Below are 18344 nucleotides of genomic sequence, written 5' to 3'. Positions count from 1 at the left end.
GTTATTCCTTGACCTCAAGGTCAAGGAAGGCGGCCGCTCCGAAGGACGGGGCGTCAATCTTTTCAGGCAGCGCGATGCGGTCCTTGTTGTAGGCCATGGCCTGCACCGGCTGGTAGATCGGGGCCATCGGGAACTGGGTCAGCACATATTCATGGTAGGCGGTGAAATTGGCGATCCGCTCTTCCATGTTCTTCGATCCGGTCATGGCCGCCGCGCGCAGCTCTTCGGCCTTGGGGTCGTTGAACATCGACACGTTCGGATAGCCCAGACGGTCAGCCCCGAAGAACCAGTCCACGATGTCGGCGTTGTCCCAGTTGTAGGACCGCACGGCGAGCTGCTGTTCGCCGGTCTTGTACTGGTCGCGGATGGTCGAGCTGTCGAAGGTCGTGATCTCGGCCTCGATCCCCACGGCCTTGAGCTGGGCTTGAACAACCTCGGTCAGGCGGCGGAAGATGCTGTCGCTCTGGGTCCAGAGCGAGACCTTCAGCGGCTGGCCATCCTTTTCGCGCACGCCGTTGGCGCCCATGACCCAGCCCGCCTCGTCCAGCAGGGCATTGGCGCGGGCGGGGTCGTACTTGATCTTCGCCCCGTCCGAGACATGGCTTTCCGGCAGGGCCGAGATCAGGAAGGTATCGGCCACGGCGCCGACGCCGCCAAACACGGCCGCCAGGATTTCCTCCTGGTTGATGGCCTTGGCGGCGGCCTCGCGGACGCGGATGTCGTCGAAGGGGGCCTTGGTCACGTTGATCGGCATGTACCAGACATCCTGACCGGCCATGGTCAGAACGGCCAGGTTGGCCTCTTTCTGCACCTCGCCCATCAGGTCGGCTGGCACGGACAGCAGGAAATCCACCCCGCCGGTCTTGAGTTCCAGGAACGCCGTGGAATCTTCGGGGATTTCGCGGAAGGTCAGACGCTCAACCTTGGCCGGTCCGTGGTTCTTGGCCATTTCCGGCCCCCAGGTGTAATCCTCGTTGCGCACGAGAACGGTTTCCTGGCCGATGGAAAAGCTCTCCAGCTTGTAGGGGCCGGTGCCGTAGACCTCGGTCACGCCATAGTTGTCGCCAAGCGCGGCAAACGACTTGGGTTCAACAACGCCCATGAACGTGGAGGACAGGTTGTACAGCAGGTTCGGTTCCGGCCGCGACATGACGAACTTGACCGTGTGGTCGTCCAGCACCTCGACCGAGGCGATGGCCTCGGCCATATAGGCGTTCTCGCCCTCGGTGGTCTTGAACAGCTCAAGCCAGGCCTTCACCGTTTCGGCGTTGAAGGGTTCGCCGTTGTGGAAGGTCACGCCCTGCTTCAGCTTGAAGGTCCAGGACATGCCATCGGGCGCCTCTTCCCAGCTTTCAGCCAGCCACGGGTGATAGGACAGGTCCGCGGCCTGGCTGACCAGCCGGTCGAACAGCAGCCCGGTGGCCGTGTTCAGCATGGTGGCCTTGATCGGGTTGTAGGTGGGGGCGCCGACCTCGTTGGTGGACATCGCGAAGACGGCCTCTTGCGCGGCCAGGGCCTGCGCCGAGAGCAGTGCTGCCAGACTGACGCTGGCGGCAAGAACGGACTTACGGAAAGATACAGTCATTTGTGATCCTCTCTGCTGGAATTTCGGTCCAGGGGTTTGCCCGGGTTGCGTCCCGGGACGGTATGTCCGATGAAATCGTCATAAAGGGCCGAGACACGGGCCATGCGTTGCTCGACCTCGGCCCCAAGCTCGCGGAACACGCCATTGACGAGAAGGCCGATGAGCGAGGACATCGCGCTGGTCGTGTCCCAGAAATGGTTAAGGTCTGTCGGAACGGCGAAAAGCTCTGTCACCAGGCCGGGAGCCCAATCGCAGTAGGGGTCGGTGATCAGCGTCACCGGAATCCCCTCGTCCCGCGCGGCCAGGGCCAGATCGCGCGTCAGGCGCGAATAGCGGCGGCCGTCGATCAGCACGAGGGTGGTATCCTCGGGTTCTGACAGCAGGACTTCGGCGAAATGCCCGCCCGAGGCATCTGCAAGGCCAACTCCGCCCCGCAGGTATTGCAGATTGTGTGCAAGTTCCGCCGCATGTCCGCGTTCGGTCTGGAAACCCGCGACCCAGACCGCCGGAGCATGTGCCAGCCGCGCCACCGCGGTGCCGAAGGCCGGCGTCGCGGCCAGTTCATAGACGCTGACAATGGCCGCGATCTCGCGCTCCAGGGCGCGGCCCAACTCCGCGTTGTCCTTGCGGCTGCGGTCATGGAAATCGCGCAGCCGGTCGCCAATCAGCCAGGCCTTTTCGCCCAGGTCCACTTGCAGGCTGGATTTCAGATCCTTGAGGTGCCGATAGCCGATCGACCGGCAGAACCGGCCGACCGATGCTTCGGACACGCCCACCTTCTGCGCCACGGTTGCCGCGGTTTCGAACGGCAAAGAGGACAGGTTCGCCTCAAGATAACGGGCAAGCGCCCGTTCTGAAGGGGTTCCGGTTTCGGCAGCAAGCGACAGCCGCTGATGCAGATCGCCGGCGGGCGACGGCATCCTAGTCTCGGGCTGATCGGGGAATTCGCTCACATTACCTCTCCGGTTGCAGGGAGAGGTTGTCAGCAAACTTTCATTAGGTCAATAATGCAAGTAATCTGAATTCCAGCTTTCCTGCATCCCACCCAGACCAGAGGACACCGATGCCCGATATTGCGCCAACCCGCGCCGACCTGCGCATCGACGGAGCCAGCCTGCGGCTGGTTCGCCTGCCGCTGATTACCCCCTTCACCATTGCCACCGGCACCATGACGGAAAAGGTCTTCCCGCTGCTGACCCTGCGGTCCGGCGGGCTGGAAGGCTATGCCGAAGGGGTGATGGACCCGCTGCCCGACTATCTGGAGGAAAGCGTGGCCGGGGCGATGGACCTGCTGGACAAGGTTCTGCTGCCGCAGGTGCTGGGCCGGTCCTTCGCCCACCCCGACCACCTGGCCCGATTGTTCGCCCCGTGGCGGGCGAATTTCATGGCGCGCGCCACCGTGGAAATGGCCTTCTGGGATCTTTGGGCCAAGTCGCTGAACCTGCCGCTGCAAACCGTGCTGGGCGGGCAAGGCACGGCCATCGACGTTGGCGTCTCGCTGGGCATCGGCCCGATTGCCGGAACGCTGGATCGCGTCGCGCAGCATCTGGAACAGGGCTACAAGCGGATCAAGCTGAAGGTGAAGCCCGGCCATGACATCGCCTTGTTGCAGGCGGTGCGGCAGCAGTTCCCGGACGCGCATCTGACGGTGGATGCCAACTGCTGCTACACGCTGGCCGACAGTGACCTGATCCGCCGGATGGATGATTTCGCGCTGGATTACATCGAACAGCCGCTGGCCTGGGATGACATCCACGACCACGCCACCCTGCAACAGCGCCTTCGCACGCCGCTGTGCCTGGATGAATGTATCCGCACGGTCGACCATGCCCGCAAGGCGTTGCAGACCGATGCGGCCCGGGTAATCAACATCAAGGTGGGCCGCGTTGGCGGGCACAGTGCCGCCCGCCAGATCCATGACCTGTCCCAGTCCTTCCAGGTGCCGGTCTGGTGCGGCGGGATGCTGGAATCCGGCATCGGCCGGGCGCACAACATCCACATGTCCACCCTTCCCGGCTTTACCAAGCCGGGCGATACCTCTTCGGCCAGCCGCTACTTCACCCGTGACATCATCCGGGAACCGCTGGAATGTGTGCAAGGCCGGATGCCCGTGCCGCCCGGTCCCGGCATTGGTGTGACGCTGGATCACGACTACCTTGCCACCGCCACGCTTTCGGCCAAGGACTATGCCGCATGACCGATGTGATCTTCCGTGACCTGTCCGGCATGGCAGAGTTCCGCGCCGCCGAAGACCTGCAACGCACCGTCTGGGGTGCGGGCGACATGCCGGACCCGGCCGATCTGATGATGGTCATCCAGGCCGAAGGTGGCCTGGTCGGCGGCGCCTTCGTGGACGGTCGGCTGGTGGGCTATGTCTTCGGCTTCCCCACCCGAAACCCGCAGGTGCAGCACTCGCACCGTCTGGCCGTGCTGCCACAGGCGCGTGGCCTGCATCTGGGCCTGCGTCTGAAGCTGTATCAGCGCGACTGGGCGCTGCGCCACGGCATCACCCGCATCCGCTGGACGTTCGATCCGCTGCGCCCGCTGAATGCCGCGCTGAACATTCACCGGCTGGGCGCCACTGCCAACACCTACCTGCCGGACTATTACGGCGAAATGGCGGGCATCAACGGCGGACTGGCCTCGGACCGGCTGCTGGTGGACTGGGATCTGGCCGATCCCCTGGTCACCTCGCTTGCCGAAGGCCATCGGCGCCAGCCCGGGCAAGGGGTTCCGCTGCCCCTGACCCTGCCCGCAGACCTGGAAACCCTGACGCGCGACGCCCCGGATCACGCCCAGACCCTGCGCCTTGAACTGCGCGCCGCCCTGCAACAGGCCTTCGCCAAGGGTCGCCGCATCGTCGATTTCGACCGCAGCCTTTCGCAATACCGGCTGCAGGGCTGAAGCGCCGGTCGCCGCGGAAAGCCACGCAAGAAAGACTGCTGCCAAGGGCGGAACCGTGCACGATCTTGTCAGATTGCGGGCGGCACTCGGGCGCATCCTTTTTTCGGAATACCGCTCAGACACTGCCAAAATCCTGCCGCAAATTGATTGCATACATCCAATCTTGACTTCCACAGTGTTGTGGAAAGATTCGTGGCGTGTGTGTGATGGAGTGGCAGTATGCCAGTGCAATGTGGCTTTCCGAGTTCGCGTATTTCCCGCCCTTGCCGTAGGGCCCTGCGTTCGGGCATCTCCTCCTTGGCCCTGCTTGCCGGCCTTGTGCTGGCGAACGGCCCCGCCCATGCCGCCTGCGGGCCGATCACAGACGGCGATGACACCATCACCTGTGATCAGCCGGGCCAGCTTCTGCCCTTTGCCGGCAACGATACCGTCACTGTCAACGCCGGCTTCAACGGGGCGATTGTGGGCGACTATCGGTATCCCAAACCGCTGCCCGAAATTGGCTATGGCAATGACCATATCACGGTCAACAGCGGGGCCATTGTTACCCAATACATCAACGGTGATGCCTTCGTCTGGACGCCCGGCATCGGCCCGCTGGGCAATGACACCATCATCTTCAACGAAGGCGCCCAGTTCACGCCGTCGCAGGTCTCGATCTTCAACGGCATCACCGGCGATCTGAACTATCTGCGCGACATCTCGAACATCTATCCCGGCCCCTCGCTGACCATCGCCCTGGGGAATGACACTATCCTGCTGAACGGCGGTACCATCAACGGTGACGTGGTCGGCGATGTCTGGTCCGCCGATCCCAGCTATGCGCCGTTCGTCACCGGCGGGAACGATACCATCGTCCTCGACGGTGCCAATATCGTCTATGCCTATGCAGGCTACAGCACCTCACGGGGGGAAATCCGTGGCGACTATGGCGATGACCTGATCGCGCTGCGCAAGGGCTCGGCCGTGGGCGTTCGGGGGGGCACCGGCAACGATACCATCACCCTCGGCGAGTCGGGGCTTGCGGGCGCGGACATCGGCAAGTTCATCGAGGGCAATGAGGGCGACGATCTCATCACCCTGACAAGCGGCACCGTCGGCGGCCCGGTCAGCGGCGATGCCGGCAATGACACGCTGGTCCTGAATGGCGCAACCATCGGTGGCCTGATGGGCGGCGATGGCGACGATACCGCCACCTGGTCCTCGGGCCTGCTGACGGAATTCGACGGCGGCAATGGTTCGGATCTGCTGACCGTCACGGCCGCGACCTGGGACGGCAGCCAGACCCTGAGCGGCGGTGATGACGTTCTGGCGGACGACGGCTATATCGACACGCTCACCCTGTCTGGCCTGACCGTCACCGCCAACGGGTCGTCCTTGCCCGATTGGGAACGGCTGGTGCTGGCCGATGCCACCGCGCTTACCCTTGCCGGCCCGGGCGCCGAGGTTGGCAGTGGCCCCGCCACGGGTGGTCCTCTGGGCATGATCGTGCAGGGTGGCACCACGCTTGGTTTTGCGGAATCTGCCTTCACCCTGACGGGCGATCTTGCAAATGCCGGAACCGTTGTCCTTGGCAACGGAAGCGCGGGCGATACGCTGACCGTCACTGCGGGTTACGCGGGCAACGGCGGCACCGTCACGCTTGACACCGTTCTGGGCAATGATGCGTCGGCCACCGACATTCTGGTGGTTGGCGGGGCAACCTCGGGCACGACCACGCTGGTTGTCAACAATATCGGCGGCACCGGGGCAGCCACGACAACGGGCATCCTGGTTGTCCAGACGACAGATTTCACCGGCAGCTTCGTCTTGCAGGGCGGGTCTGTGTCGGCAGGTGACTTCACCTATACGCTCGCTCAGGGCAGCGAGGGCTGGTATCTGGTCGCCAAAGCTGCGGTTGTTGAACCGCCCGCGCCCGGCAGCATCCATGAAGCGCTTCCTGCGGCCCTGCTGGCCCGCCTTCCGACGCTGGAACAGCGGGTGGGGCAGCGGCAGTGGCTTGGGCGCGACAGCTCCCGCGTGGGCGTGGTCGACCCTGCGCGCGGGGCCTGGATGCGGGTCTGGGGCGACAAGTCGGAAATCCGGCCGGAAAGCTCGACCAGCGGCATCGCTGCCGATCGCCGCGACTGGGGCCTGCAACTGGGGTATGACCACCCGCTGGAACGTGGCGATGCCGGCCAGTGGGTGCTGGGCATCACGCTGCAGGCAGGACATTCCTCGACAGATGCCACCACCGCCAAGGGCACCGGCAGCATCAAGGCCGATGGCCTGGGTCTGGGCGTGACCGGCACCTGGTATGGCGACAACGGGCTTTACGTTGACCTTCAGGGCCAGGTGAACCGCCTCAAGACGGATGTCACCTTCGACGGGGCGACGCTGCTTGACGGCAAGGGCCTGACCGCAACCGCCGTGGGGGCCGAAATCGGCTGGCGCAAGGCGATCAGCGCGAATTCGGCGCTGGTGCCGCAGGCACAACTGACCTGGTCGCATATCTCGGGCGGCAGCTTCACCGACGATCAGGGCACGCTGGTCGATCTGGGGCACAATGACCAGTTGATCGGCCGTATCGGCGTGGCCTGGGAATACGAGTATTCGGAAGGATGGCTGTTCGGCGACCGTGCCACCTCGTCCGAGGTGAACCACCGTGAAAAGGTCTATGTGATCGGCAACCTGCTGCACAACTTCTCGGGCGACACCACGGTCACGGTGGACGGGGTGGCGCTGACCCAGACCAACGCGGCGACCTGGGCCGAAATCGGCGTCGGCGGCTCCTATCTCTGGGATGGGAACAAGACCATCTATACGGAAATGTCCTATCGCCGCGCCATTGACGGCGGCGACGCCGAAGGTCTTGCAGCAACCGTCGGCTTCCGCGTCCAGTTCTGATGCAATAGCCTGACCCCGGCCCCATCGCAGGGCCGGGGCGCAACCTGAAAGGTCAGGCAGATGTTCAAGAAGAAATCCCTTGCCGCTGCCGTTGCGGCAGCAATCCTTGCGGCTGTGGGTGCGGCGCAGGCGGAAGGCGTGGCCGCCGACATGACGACCGAAACCTTCGGTGACTGGATGGTGCGCTGTGTGCCCGCCGCCACGGCCAATGCCCCGCGCCTGTGCGAGATGACGCAGGAGTTGAACGAAAGCAAATCAGGCAAGCGCGTGCTGGCCATTGGCATGACACGGCAACCCGATGGCAGCGCGGCGGCCACCATCGTCGCACCGCTGGGGCTGAAACTTTCGGCCGGGCTGGCGCTCAAGGGCGATGGCGATCTGTCGGTCGCGGCCGCGTTTGATACCTGCCTGCCGGCGGGCTGCATCCTGCGCCCGGCCCTGGATGCGGCGACGGTGGCCGCGATCGGCGCCTCGCAGAAGCTGACGGCCTCAATGACCGCACCGGATGGCAAAACGCTTGAAGTTGCCTTGTCTCCAGCGGGCTTCAACGATGCCTGGGCCAGACTGGCCCTGCCGGCCCCCTGAAATGGTCCACCCCAAACACCGCGGGCCAAGTCATGGTACGCAGGGGCGCCCGAAGGAAATGCGGCAGGTCAACCGGCGCCATCCCAGGGTTGGGGGACTGTATATTTGACAAACCCGCCGCTTGAGCGGCGCTAACCGCCAGATCGCCCAAGCAGGTCAGTCGTCGGCCGCCTCGTCTGGCTTTGGCGCGAGCCTATGCCCGGCCAGCTTCTTCAGGCGTTCGTTGAACCGCTCCGCATCATCAAAGCCGTTCGCGATGCGATGGTAATAACGAATGTCGAACTCAGCAGCATAGCGGTGCAGGTGTTGCTTGCCGCAGTGGTGATAAACGCCCTTCTTGCCGCGCTTGAAGATGCTGTAGAAGACTTCTGAGCACTCTCGAACTTTTGGACAGATTTTCGGCTGACTTAAGCTACTGCCTGCACCTGCTGATCGGTTTCAATGTGATTGAAGTAGACCACGGCGGGTGGCTGCCCGCCATGGGCAGTGTGTGGGCGTTGGTGGTTGTAGACCGTGATCCATCGCCCGATGCCAGTCCTTGCCTGCGAGCCGGTTTACCAGGCGTGCAGGTAGACGCATTCATACTTCAGGGACCGACAGAGGCGCTTTATGAGGATGTTGCCAAGCAACGCCCCTCGCCGTCCATCGAGATCCGGGCACGGCTCTGTTTCAGTCGGTCGGTCCATGCGAACGATGTGAACTGCGACCCCTGGTCCGTATTCATAATGCCCGGCGCGCCAAAGCGGTGGATAGCCTCGTTCAGGGCCTCGACGCAGAAGTCCGCCTCCAGCGTATTCGAGATGCCAAGCGAGTACCTTCCTCGTGAACCAGCCCATGACCACCACCAAGTAGAGGAACCCCTTCCGCATGGGTAGGTATCCTGCGCCATACGACCGTAAGCTCGATCTCGCACAAGCTGTGCTGCCGTACCCATCCCGCTCTGCCCTCCACGGCATCGCGATCTTCACCGCCGTCAGCCATGCTTGCTTTCGCGTGGAACGTGAAACTTGTTCCTGCAACCGGCTCGAGGCCGATCTTTCCTGCGGCCCGCAAGCAGCCCAGAGCCGGATTCTGGGCTGCTTGCCCTCAACCTTGCGCGATAGTGCCGTGTCCGGCAGGGCCGCTCAGACCAGCCGTAGCGCACTCAGCCGCTGCCGGGTTTCGTTGCAGACCGCCTTCAGATGCCCAACCAGCCGCCCGGCACTGTCCACCCACGGGCGATCTGCCGGATGCAGGGCGCAGACCATGAAATCCGGCGCTTGGGAAAAGCTGCGCAGCACCACGCGATCTCCAAGATAGCTGAGGGCGGTCAGGGGGTTGAGGATGCTGACCCCAAGGCCGCTGCGCACCATCTCGCCCACGGCATTGGCCGATTGCATGGTGACGGGCAGGCGCCGCGTCACGCCCGCCTCGTCAAACATCCGGTCAAGAATCAGCCGGTAAGGGTCTTTCGGCCCCAGCGAGACAAAGGCGTGATCCTGGAAATCCTGCAGGCTGAGCGGCCCTTCGCCATTGGCCAGCGGATGCCCGGCAGGGATCAGGCAGACCTGCGGGAAACGGCCAAGCGGGATCACCTCTGTTGTGGGATCGGCATATTCCCCCTCGATGAGACCAAGGTCGAAATTGAAGCCCGAGATGGGCGACTGGTTGCGCGGGTCACCGTTGTCGATCTCGATGGTCAGACCCGGTGCCTCGCGATGCAGCCGCGCCACCGCCTCGGGCAGCAGGTTTTGTGCGAATGTTGGCAGGGTAGACACTTGCAGGATCTCGCCATAGGCGGCCCGCATCCGCAGCAGCGAGGCGTTGATCTTGTCGAGGCCGGAATAGGCCTCTTCGATGGCGTGATACAGTTTCAGGGCACGCGCGGTCGGGTGCAACCGCTGGCGTCGCCGCTCGAACAACTGAAAACCCACGGCCGCCTCCAGCCGCAGCACTTCGCGCGTCAGCGTGGGCTGGGATGAGCCGAGCGCGGCAGCGGCGGCGGTGACCGTGCCGAATTTTACGATGGCGCGGAACACATCCACCTGTCGCAAGGTCAGCCCCGGCCGCATCTTCGCCCCCATCAAGGTTGTCGCGTCAGCTCATATCCAAAGTGAATGAAGTAGAATAGCCTTTTCTGTATCTCGCCTGTGCGATGCGGGCTTAGCATCCCTGACATATTGTTCGTCACCAACGGATGGAAACACCGCTTGACCTTGCTTTCCCCGCCGCCCTCTTCCGTGTTGGACCGCGCCGCGGAGGCCGGGCTTCAGGCGCTGCTGCAAGCCGCTGCTGGCGCTTTCGGGGCCGAGCAGGTTTCGGTCTGTGCGATGCTGCATGACCGCCCGCTGATCGAGGCTGATCCTGGCCCCTTTGCCGTGCAGGCGCAGTGGCAACACCGCGGCCGTCAGCAGATCTACCCGGCTTCGGTCTGCAAGATGGTCTATCTCGCGGCGCTTGCCGCTTTCGAGGCAGACGGCCGCCTTGTGCTGGATGATGAGGATCACCGGGCCGTCAAGGCGATGATCGGCATCTCGTCGAACGATGCGACCACCTATCTGCTGGGTCGGCTGACCGGCGCCTTTGACGGTCCGATGCTGGATGAGGCGGCGCTGGAACTCTGGGTGACAGCCCGCCATCAGGTGCAGGACTGGCTGGAGTCGCTCAACCTTCCGGCGCTGGAAGGCGTGTATCTGATCCATTCCACCTATGAAGACAGCCCCTATGGCCGTGCCCGGCAGGCGCGGCAGGTGCGGCCGGGTAATCAGCTTTCGGCGCAGGCCTGTGCCGCCATGCTGCATGACATCCTGCGCGGCGCGCTGCCCGGGCGGGACTGGATGGCGGGGCATCTGTCGCGCGACTGGCAACGCAGTGCCGGGCCTGACCCTGAAGGTGACCAGATCGCCGGTTTTCTGACCGATGGGATTCCGGCCTCGTTCCGCGTCTGGTCGAAGGCCGGACATACCTCATGGACGCGGCATGACGTGGCCGCGTTCTCGGCGCCGGATGGCCGCTCGGCCACGCTGGCGGTAATGACCGAAGGCCCCGCAGCGGCGGCCCATACCGGCACCCTGCCCGCCTTTGCCCGCGCCTTCATTGCCGAAGCCTTCGGCTGACCCACCCCAAAGACAAGAAGCAAGACCAACCAACAGGAAGCTGACCATGACCCATTCGCCCGCCTCTCTTGTTCTGAGCCGCCGCCGTATGCTGGCCGCGATGCTTGCCAGCACCGCAGCCGCGGCTGTCGGCGCCATTCCCTTTGCCGCCCGCGCACAGGAGGCGGGCACGCCGCGCCCCGGCGGCACCTTGCAGATGGTGGCCCCGTTCGGATCGGCGCTGCAAAGCCTTGATCCGCACGCCACCTATGAATCGCAGGACATGGCGGTGTCGAAAGCGTTCCACCGCTCGCTTTACAACTGGGATTCGGCGACCAATTCGGTCGTGCTGGAGCTGGCTTCCGAAGTGAAGGTCAGCGACGACGGCAAGACCTTCACCTACAAGCTTCTCGACAACATCTATTTCCACAATGGCCGCCAGTTGGTGGCCGATGACGTGATCTGGTCCTATTCGCGCATCCTTGCGCCGGGCAGCAGCCTGTCGGCGATTTCCAACCTTCAGAACATCAAGGGCGCCCAGGATTATCTGGACGGCAAGGCCGATACGGTGACGGGTCTGGCCAAGATCGACGATCTGACCTTCTCGATCACCTTCGACAGCTTTGCCGATCCGGGCTTCCTGTTGTTCGAGGCGGTCACGGCGATCCTGCCGCGCGAAGCGGTGGAAAGCGGCACCTTCCTGTCGAACCCGGTCGGCTGCGGCCCCTTCACCTTTGTCGAGCATATCGAAGGCTCGCGCATCTCGGGCAAGAAGTTCGACAAGTACTTCAAGGCAGGCAAGCCCTATGCCGATGCCATCGAATTCACCATCACCGATGACTATTCGGCGCTGGACGTGGCCTTCCGTGCGGGCGAGATCGACGCGACCGTCCTGTCGGAAAACGGCTATGTCTTGTATGCGCAAGACCCCGAGCTTTCGAAGGGCCTGATCGAGATTGCCGAGATGTTCACGCGCCATATGGGCATGAACCTCGACATGAAGCCCTTTGACGATGTGCGCGTGCGGCAGGCGATCAACTATGCGGTGGATCGCGACATCATCATTGAAAAGCTTTTGAAGAACAAGGCGTTCAAGGCTGTTGGCTGGCTGCCGACGCCCTCGTCCGGTTTCGATCCCGACCGCAAGCCCTATGCTTTCGACCCCGAAAAGGCAAAAGCCCTGCTGGCTGAAGCGGGCCTGACCGATGGCGTCAGCTTCGAGGCCTGGGTGACGGATGCGACGTCCTCGCTGGGCGTCCTTCAGGCCATGACCCCCTTCCTTGCCGCCGTGGGCATCACCGTGACCCCCAAGGTGGTCGAGGCGGGCGTGCTGGTCGAGGCGATCAACAAGGGCGAAGCCCCGGCGTGGTTCCGCTCCAACGGCACCGGCCCCGATCCGATCTCGGCCCTGCGCAGCTTCGACAGCCGCCGCCCGCGGTCAACCAACCGGGCGGGTTTCAAGGATACCGCCTTCGATGCCATCCTGGACGAGGCCATGGCCACGCTTGACCCCGCCAAGCGGGTGGAACTGGTGCGCAAGGCCGATGCCTATATCTTCGATCAGGCGCCGGTCTGGTTCCACAATTACAACAAGGCCGTGCTGGCAACACAGCCCTGGGTGCATGGCGTGGACGCAAATGTGACCGAGGCCGCGATCATCGAGGTGGATCAGGTCTGGCTGGACGAAAACGCGCCTTCGCGCTGATCGGCCCCGCCGATCTGTCCACCCGGAGGGGCGGCGTCGCGCCGCCCCCCTGCCAGTCCCGTCAGCCTGTGGATGTACCATGCTGAATGTCCTGCTCAGACGGCTGTTCCAGGCCGCCCTGACTGTCCTTGTCGTCGTGACGCTTGTCTTCGTGCTGTTCAGCGTGATTCCGGGCACCTATGCCTCGTCGCTTCAGGCCGACAAGCGCGACGTTTCTGCCGAAGTACTGGAGCGGATCGAGGCCGAACTGGGCCTGAACGATCCGCTGCCACAGCGCTTTGGCCGCTATATGGCGGGGTTGGCGCAGGGTGATCTTGGGGTTTCCTACGCCACCAAGCGCCCGGTTGCAGACATGCTGTCCGGGCGGGTCTGGGCTTCGTTCCGGCTGGCCTGCGCGGCGATCCTGTTCGCGGTCTGCATCGGCCTGCCACTGGGCTTTTTCGCCGCCATGCGGCGGGGCAGTTGGCTGGACACCGCCACCATGACACTGGCGGTTTCGGGCCTGTCGATCCCGGCCTTCTGGGCGGGCCTGGTGCTGATGTATGTCTTCTCTCTGAAGCTGCACTGGCTGCCGACCTTCGGCTATGGCTCGGGCGGGTTGAAACACCTGATCCTGCCCGCCATCACTCTGGGCATCGCGCCGATGGCGCTGCTGGCCCGCACCACCCGTGCCGCCGTGCTGGAAACCCTGAATTCCGATTTCATTCGAACCGCAAGATCCAAGGGCATGTCAGAGCGGCGGCTGGTGCTGCGCCACCTGGCGCGCAACGCCTTCGTGCTGGTGCTGACCACGATCGGCCTGCAATTCGGCTCGATGCTGGGCGGCTCGGTGGTGATCGAGAAGCTGTTTGCCTGGCCGGGGGTCGGCTCGCTGCTGATCGACTCGGTCGGATTGCGCGACATTCCCGCCGTGCAGGGCGCGATTCTGGTGATCGTGCTGTTCTTCCTGCTGATCAACACGCTGGTCGATCTTGCCTATCTGGTGGTCGATCCTCGCATCCGTTACCGCTGAGGAAGCACCATGAAAGCCGGAGCCAACCTTTATGTCGGCGGCGGGATCATCCTGCTGATCTTTCTGCTGGCCGTGTTTGCGCCTTTGATCGCGCCCTATGACCCGGTCACCTCTGCCAATCTGATGTATGCGGAAGAACCGCCCGGCGCCCAGTTCTGGCTGGGCACCGACGAGCAGGGCCGCGACATCTTTTCCCGCATCGCCTATGGCGCCCGCATCTCGCTGTTCATCGGGCTGGCAGTCCAGGTGATGAACACCGCCATCGGCGTCTCGCTGGGCCTATCGGCCGGTTACATCGGCGGCTGGTGGGATGAAATCGTGCAGGGTCTGACCAACCTCATGCTCTCCATCCCGACCATCGTCTTTGCGCTTGCGCTGATGGCGATTCTTGGCCCCGGGCTGCCAAGCCTGCTGATCGCGCTTGGCATGACGGACTGGGCCTATAGCTGCCGGATCTCTCGCGCGCAGGTGCTGACGCAGAAATCGCTGAACTATGTGCAATCGGCCCGGACCATGGGCTTTGGCCCGCTGCATGTGATGTTCCGGGAACTGCTGCCCAACATTTCCGGGCCGCTGATCGTTGTGGCTACGATGGGTGTGGGTTCGGCGATCATGGCCGAAGCCTCGCTGTCCTTCCTTGGCCTTGGCGTTGTGCCGCCGAACCCAAGCTGGGGCGGGATGCTGTCCTCGGCGCGCGAACAGTTAATGGTGGCGCCCTGGGTCGCGGTCTTTCCCGGGCTTGCACTGTTTGCCGCCGTTCTGGGCTTCAATCTTCTGGGCGATGGTCTGCGTGACCTTCTTGATCCTCATGGAAAGGGCCGCAAATGACCAAGGCGGTTCTGGATGTGCGCAACCTTGCGATCAGCCTCTCTGACGGGGCGGTTCGTGTCCCGGCGGTCGAGGGGGTGGATTTCACCATCAACCGCGGTGAGGTTTTCGGCCTGGTGGGGGAATCCGGCTGTGGCAAAAGCCTTTGCGCCCTAGCACTGGCGGGGCTGCTGAAGGCGCCGATGGCGGTCAGCGGCGGGCAGATCCTGCTGGAGGGCCGTGATCTGGCACCGCTCCCCCCGCGAGAGATGCGCCGCCTGCGCGGCGACAAGGTGTCGATGATCTTTCAAGAGCCGATGACGGCGCTGAACCCGCTGATGACGGTGGGCGACCAGATCGGCGAGATGTTCGTGCTGCATCGCGGCCTGACGCCGCGGGCCGCACGGCTGAAGGCGATCGAGGCGCTGGAACAGGTCCAGGTGTCCAGCCCGGAGCGCCGGATCAACGCCTATCCGCACCAGCTTTCGGGCGGGATGCGGCAGCGCGTGATGATCGCCATCGCGCTGGCCTGCGACCCGGCGCTGCTGATCGCAGATGAGCCGACCACAGCGCTGGATGTGACGATCCAGGCCGAGATTGTGGAACTGGTGCTTGAACTGTGCCGCGCCAAGGGCACGGCGGTGATGATGATCTCGCATGACCTGGGGCTGGTGGCGCGCGTCTGCAACCGCGTGGCGGTAATGTATGCGGGCCAGATCGTGGAACAGCGCAGCGCCGAGGAGATCTTCACCGCCCCGGCGCATCCTTACACGCGCGGCCTGATCAATGCGCTGCCGCGTCTGGGGCGGCGGCTGGAGCGGGGGCAGGAGCGGCTGACCGAGATCGGCGGCGTGGTGCCGGCGATCCGCGATTTTCCGCAGGGCTGCCGCTTTGCGCCGCGCTGCACACGCGCCACAGCGGAATGCCGCGCGGCACCCGTGGCGATGACCGATCTGAACGAGGGGGGCCGGGTCCGGTGTCTGCATCATGTCTGAGGCCGCAATGATCCCGGCCGCCACGCCCCTGCTGTCGGTGCAGGGCCTGAAGGTGCATTACGCGGTGCGGCAAGGCTGGCGCGGCAAGCACTTTGCCGTCCGGGCCGTGGACGGGGTGGATCTGACACTGCGGGCGGGCGAATGTCTTGGCCTGGTGGGCGAAAGCGGCTGTGGCAAATCCTCGATTGCGCAGGCGCTGCTGGGGCTGGTGCCTGCGACGGCCGGGGTGATCCGGCTGGACGGACACGAGATAACGGGGGCGGCGCAGGTGTCGGCCATGGCGCTGGCAAGGTCGGCGCAGATGGTGTTCCAGGACCCGATGTCGTCGCTGAACCCGCGCCAGACCATCCGCGAGATCCTGTCAGCGCCCCTGCGCCTGCATGGCATGACCGACCGGGCCGAGCGCGAAGCGCGCGTGGCCGAGATGCTTGGCCTTGTCGGCATGTCGCCCGAAGTGGCCAGCCGTTATCCGCACGAGTTTTCCGGCGGCCAGCGTCAACGGCTGTGCATTGCGCGGGCGCTGATCCTGCGGCCAAAACTGGTGATCTGCGACGAGCCGGTTTCAGCGCTGGATGTCTCGATCCGCGCGCAGATCATCAACCTTCTGCTGGATCTGAAAGACAAGCTGGGCCTTGCCCTGCTGCTGATCTCACATGATCTGGGCGTTGTCGAACACATGAGCGACCGGATCGCCGTGATGTATCTGGGCCGCATCGTCGAAGAAGGCGGCTGGCGCGAGATCTTCACCGCGCCAAGCCACCCTTATACGCGGGCGCTGATCTCGGCGATCCCGGACCCGCTGCACCGTGATCGGGTGCCGGCCCGTCTGGGCGGCGAAATCCCCAGCCCGATGGCCCCGCCAGAAGGATGCGCCTTCAACCCACGCTGCCCGCAGGCCCTGCCACAGTGCCAGAGCGGCCAGGTGCCTGATTTCACCCGCCTCGGCGCCGATCATCAGGCGCGCTGTCATCTGCTGAAAACCGGAACATCCCATGCTTGACCAATCAGCCCCCTCCGCAATCCCGGAAATCGGGCCAGACCTCGTCATCACGGTGCGGGCAGGGCACGACCCTGCCGCCCCGCATCGTGGCACGCTGACCATCGGCGACTGGACGGTGCCTTGCGCCGTGGGCCGCTCGGGCATCGTGGACCCGGCGCAGAAGCGCGAGGGCGACGGAGCCACACCGTCAGGGCGCTTTGCCCTGCGCTACGGCTATTACGAGCCCGGCATCTTTGATGATGGCGTCATGGCTGCCATGGCCTTTCCCTTCAAACCCAAGCCTGACAGCTATGACTGGATCGAGAACCCGGCCAGCCCGGATTACAACCGGATGCGCGCCCGCAGCCATAACGAGCCGCCGCCGGATCGCGCGCCAAGGCTGTTCGACATTTTCATCCCGTTGGGCTGGAATGATGCCGTCCCGCGCGCGGCAGGAGGCAGCGCGATCTTCCTTCATGCCGCCCGCCCTGAAATGACCGGCACGGCGGGCTGTGTGGCGGTGCCGCATGACCAGTTGCTGGAACTCGCGCAGCGGCTGCGCCCCGGCATGATCATCGACATCGCGACGCCGGATCAGGCCGCAGCGGCGCTGTCGCTGCCCGACAGTCTGGAAAGCGTAACCTTTCACAGCCTGCGACCCGGTCCGCGCGTGATCGTGACCGGGGCCGTCCATGGCAACGAAGGTTGCGGGCCGAAAGCGATCAGCCGGATGATCGCCGAGTTCCGCGCCGGACGCCGCAAGCTGGTTTGCGGCTCGGTGACATTCGTGCCTGTGGTCAATCACATGGCTTACCGGCTTGACCGGCGTGAGGGGGACCGCAACCTGAACCGCGACCTGCACGAATATCCGGTGCCGCAGGTCAACGAGGATCGGGTCGCGAATGTGCTGTGTTCGATGCTGCGCGCCCATGATGTGCTGATCGACCTGCATTCCTTCGGGTCCGAAGGGCCGGCCTTCGCATTGTTTGGCCCGGATGCGCCCGGCAGCGATCTGGAGCCGTATGTCCGCCCGCGGGAAGAGCGGCAGTTGATCCGCGCGCTTGGCCTGCCCTTCGCGGTTCAGGGCTGGATGCCGGCGCATCTGAAGGCACTGACCCGGCAAGGCCGCGCGTCCGAGATCGGGCACGCCATCGGCACCACGGAATTCATGCGCTTTGTCGGGGGGGCGGCAATCACGGTGGAGTGTGGCTCGCACAAGGACCCGGCCTCGGGCGGGATGGCCTATGAGGTGATCGCGCGCGGTCTGGCAGCACTTGGCCTGATCATGGCCGAGGCAGGTCCGCCCCCCGCCCCACCGCAGATCCTGCAGATCGGGGACGCGATCTTTGCCGAAAGCGACGACGATCGCCTGCTGCGCACCTATGTGACCGGCGAATCGGTGCGGAAAGACGAGGTGATCGGCAAGCGCGCCGACGGAAGCCCGATCATCGCACCGCATGACGGGGCGATGATCTTTGCCAGCGGCAGCGTGAAGGCCGGAACCGAGATGTGCTTCCTGTGCCGGCCCGGAACCCCATCCTGGCCCAACGATCCTGTCGCGCGGACCTGAACCACACATCTTCCTACGGCTCACCTCAAGCCCCCGGTCGGCAAGTTCAAACGCGCCACCGGGGCCTTCCTTTATGGCTCGACAGCCAGAGGTGCGGATTTGGAGCCGGGTTAAACCTGCAATTCCGCAATAGCGCGTATCGGCCCGCCCGACCGCAAGGGTAGCCCTGTCTCGGAACGTCATATCCTGCACGGGTGCGAAAGCCCTGTTGACTCGTGAAAAGACCCGTTCATATTAGTTGT

Annotated in this window: 14 protein-coding genes and 2 pseudogenes; 11 read left to right on the top strand and 5 right to left on the bottom strand. The window is 64.3% G+C overall.

The features are described 5' to 3' along the window. Window position 1: 1 nt before the first annotated feature. Both C5F44_RS05960 and C5F44_RS05955 read right to left on the bottom strand, forming a co-directional pair. On the bottom strand, window positions 2-1585 hold the full coding sequence (locus tag C5F44_RS05960; protein ID WP_107672593.1) for an ABC transporter substrate-binding protein: 1584 nt from the start codon (window positions 1583-1585) through the stop codon (window positions 2-4). Then, on the bottom strand, window positions 1582-2538 hold the full coding sequence (locus C5F44_RS05955) for a MurR/RpiR family transcriptional regulator (protein ID WP_235822535.1): 957 nt from the start codon (window positions 2536-2538) through the stop codon (window positions 1582-1584). Before C5F44_RS05955 ends, C5F44_RS05960 begins: the two co-directional genes overlap by 4 nt. 110 nt (window positions 2539-2648) lie before the next feature. Here C5F44_RS05955 and menC point away from each other — a divergent pair, with 110 nt between their 5' ends. The 4 genes from menC (at window position 2649) to C5F44_RS05935 (ending at window position 7960) form a co-directional block, all read left to right on the top strand. Continuing rightward, complete coding sequence (gene menC, locus C5F44_RS05950) at window positions 2649-3782, top strand: o-succinylbenzoate synthase (protein ID WP_107672591.1); 1134 nt, start codon at window positions 2649-2651, stop codon at window positions 3780-3782. Next, window positions 3779-4489, top strand: a complete 711-nt coding sequence (locus tag C5F44_RS05945) for a GNAT family N-acetyltransferase (RefSeq protein WP_107672590.1) — start codon at window positions 3779-3781, stop codon at window positions 4487-4489. Before menC ends, C5F44_RS05945 begins: the two co-directional genes overlap by 4 nt. A gap of 297 nt (window positions 4490-4786) precedes the next feature. Continuing rightward, window positions 4787-7375: an autotransporter family protein gene (locus tag C5F44_RS05940; RefSeq protein ID WP_181318199.1), complete on the top strand. Its 2589-nt coding sequence runs from the start codon at window positions 4787-4789 to the stop codon at window positions 7373-7375. A gap of 60 nt (window positions 7376-7435) precedes the next feature. After that, window positions 7436-7960: an invasion associated locus B family protein gene (locus C5F44_RS05935; protein ID WP_107672588.1), complete on the top strand. Its 525-nt coding sequence runs from the start codon at window positions 7436-7438 to the stop codon at window positions 7958-7960. Between the two features lie 156 nt (window positions 7961-8116). Here the strand turns inward: C5F44_RS05935 and C5F44_RS18130 are convergent. From C5F44_RS18130 to C5F44_RS05920, 3 genes and pseudogenes are all read right to left on the bottom strand, one after another. Continuing rightward, a pseudogene (locus C5F44_RS18130) lies at window positions 8117-8329 on the bottom strand (transposase); the annotation flags it as partial. 38 nt (window positions 8330-8367) lie between these two features. Continuing rightward, window positions 8368-8838, bottom strand: a pseudogene (locus C5F44_RS18125) (transposase); the annotation flags it as partial. A 246-nt stretch (window positions 8839-9084) separates the two neighbouring features. Further along, window positions 9085-10023, bottom strand: a complete 939-nt coding sequence (locus C5F44_RS05920) for a LysR substrate-binding domain-containing protein (RefSeq protein ID WP_107672587.1) — start codon at window positions 10021-10023, stop codon at window positions 9085-9087. Between the two features lie 159 nt (window positions 10024-10182). Here C5F44_RS05920 and C5F44_RS05915 point away from each other — a divergent pair, with 159 nt between their 5' ends. The 7 genes from C5F44_RS05915 to C5F44_RS05885 all read left to right on the top strand — a co-directional run bounded on the left by C5F44_RS05915 (window position 10183) and on the right by C5F44_RS05885 (window position 18102). Further along, window positions 10183-11055: a serine hydrolase gene (locus C5F44_RS05915; RefSeq protein ID WP_107672586.1), complete on the top strand. Its 873-nt coding sequence runs from the start codon at window positions 10183-10185 to the stop codon at window positions 11053-11055. Window positions 11056-11101: 46 nt separating this feature from the next. Further along, window positions 11102-12739, top strand: a complete 1638-nt coding sequence (locus C5F44_RS05910; protein WP_107672585.1) for an ABC transporter substrate-binding protein — start codon at window positions 11102-11104, stop codon at window positions 12737-12739. A 79-nt stretch (window positions 12740-12818) separates the two neighbouring features. After that, a complete protein-coding gene (locus C5F44_RS05905; protein WP_107672584.1) occupies window positions 12819-13751 on the top strand; it encodes an ABC transporter permease in 933 nt (310 codons plus the stop codon). Window positions 13752-13760: 9 nt separating this feature from the next. After that, window positions 13761-14579 carry an ABC transporter permease gene (locus C5F44_RS05900; protein ID WP_107672583.1) on the top strand — a complete coding sequence of 273 codons (819 nt, stop codon included), beginning with the start codon at window positions 13761-13763 and terminating at the stop codon, window positions 14577-14579. Further along, the gene (locus C5F44_RS05895) at window positions 14576-15553 is read left to right on the top strand and encodes an ABC transporter ATP-binding protein (protein ID WP_107672582.1); all 978 of its coding nucleotides are present in this window, start codon (window positions 14576-14578) and stop codon (window positions 15551-15553) included. The genes C5F44_RS05900 and C5F44_RS05895 overlap by 4 nt, the downstream gene beginning before the upstream one ends. Then, window positions 15546-16553: an ABC transporter ATP-binding protein gene (locus C5F44_RS05890; protein ID WP_107672581.1), complete on the top strand. Its 1008-nt coding sequence runs from the start codon at window positions 15546-15548 to the stop codon at window positions 16551-16553. The genes C5F44_RS05895 and C5F44_RS05890 overlap by 8 nt, the downstream gene beginning before the upstream one ends. Further along, complete coding sequence (locus C5F44_RS05885; protein ID WP_107672580.1) at window positions 16546-18102, top strand: L,D-transpeptidase family protein; 1557 nt, start codon at window positions 16546-16548, stop codon at window positions 18100-18102. The genes C5F44_RS05890 and C5F44_RS05885 overlap by 8 nt, the downstream gene beginning before the upstream one ends. Window positions 18103-18344: the final 242 nt, after the last annotated feature.

The sequence above is a fragment of the Fuscovulum blasticum DSM 2131 genome, assembly GCF_003034965.1.
In the GTDB taxonomy this organism is placed as follows: domain Bacteria; phylum Pseudomonadota; class Alphaproteobacteria; order Rhodobacterales; family Rhodobacteraceae; genus Pseudogemmobacter; species Pseudogemmobacter blasticus.
This window is presented reverse-complemented; position numbering and strand designations above follow the sequence as displayed.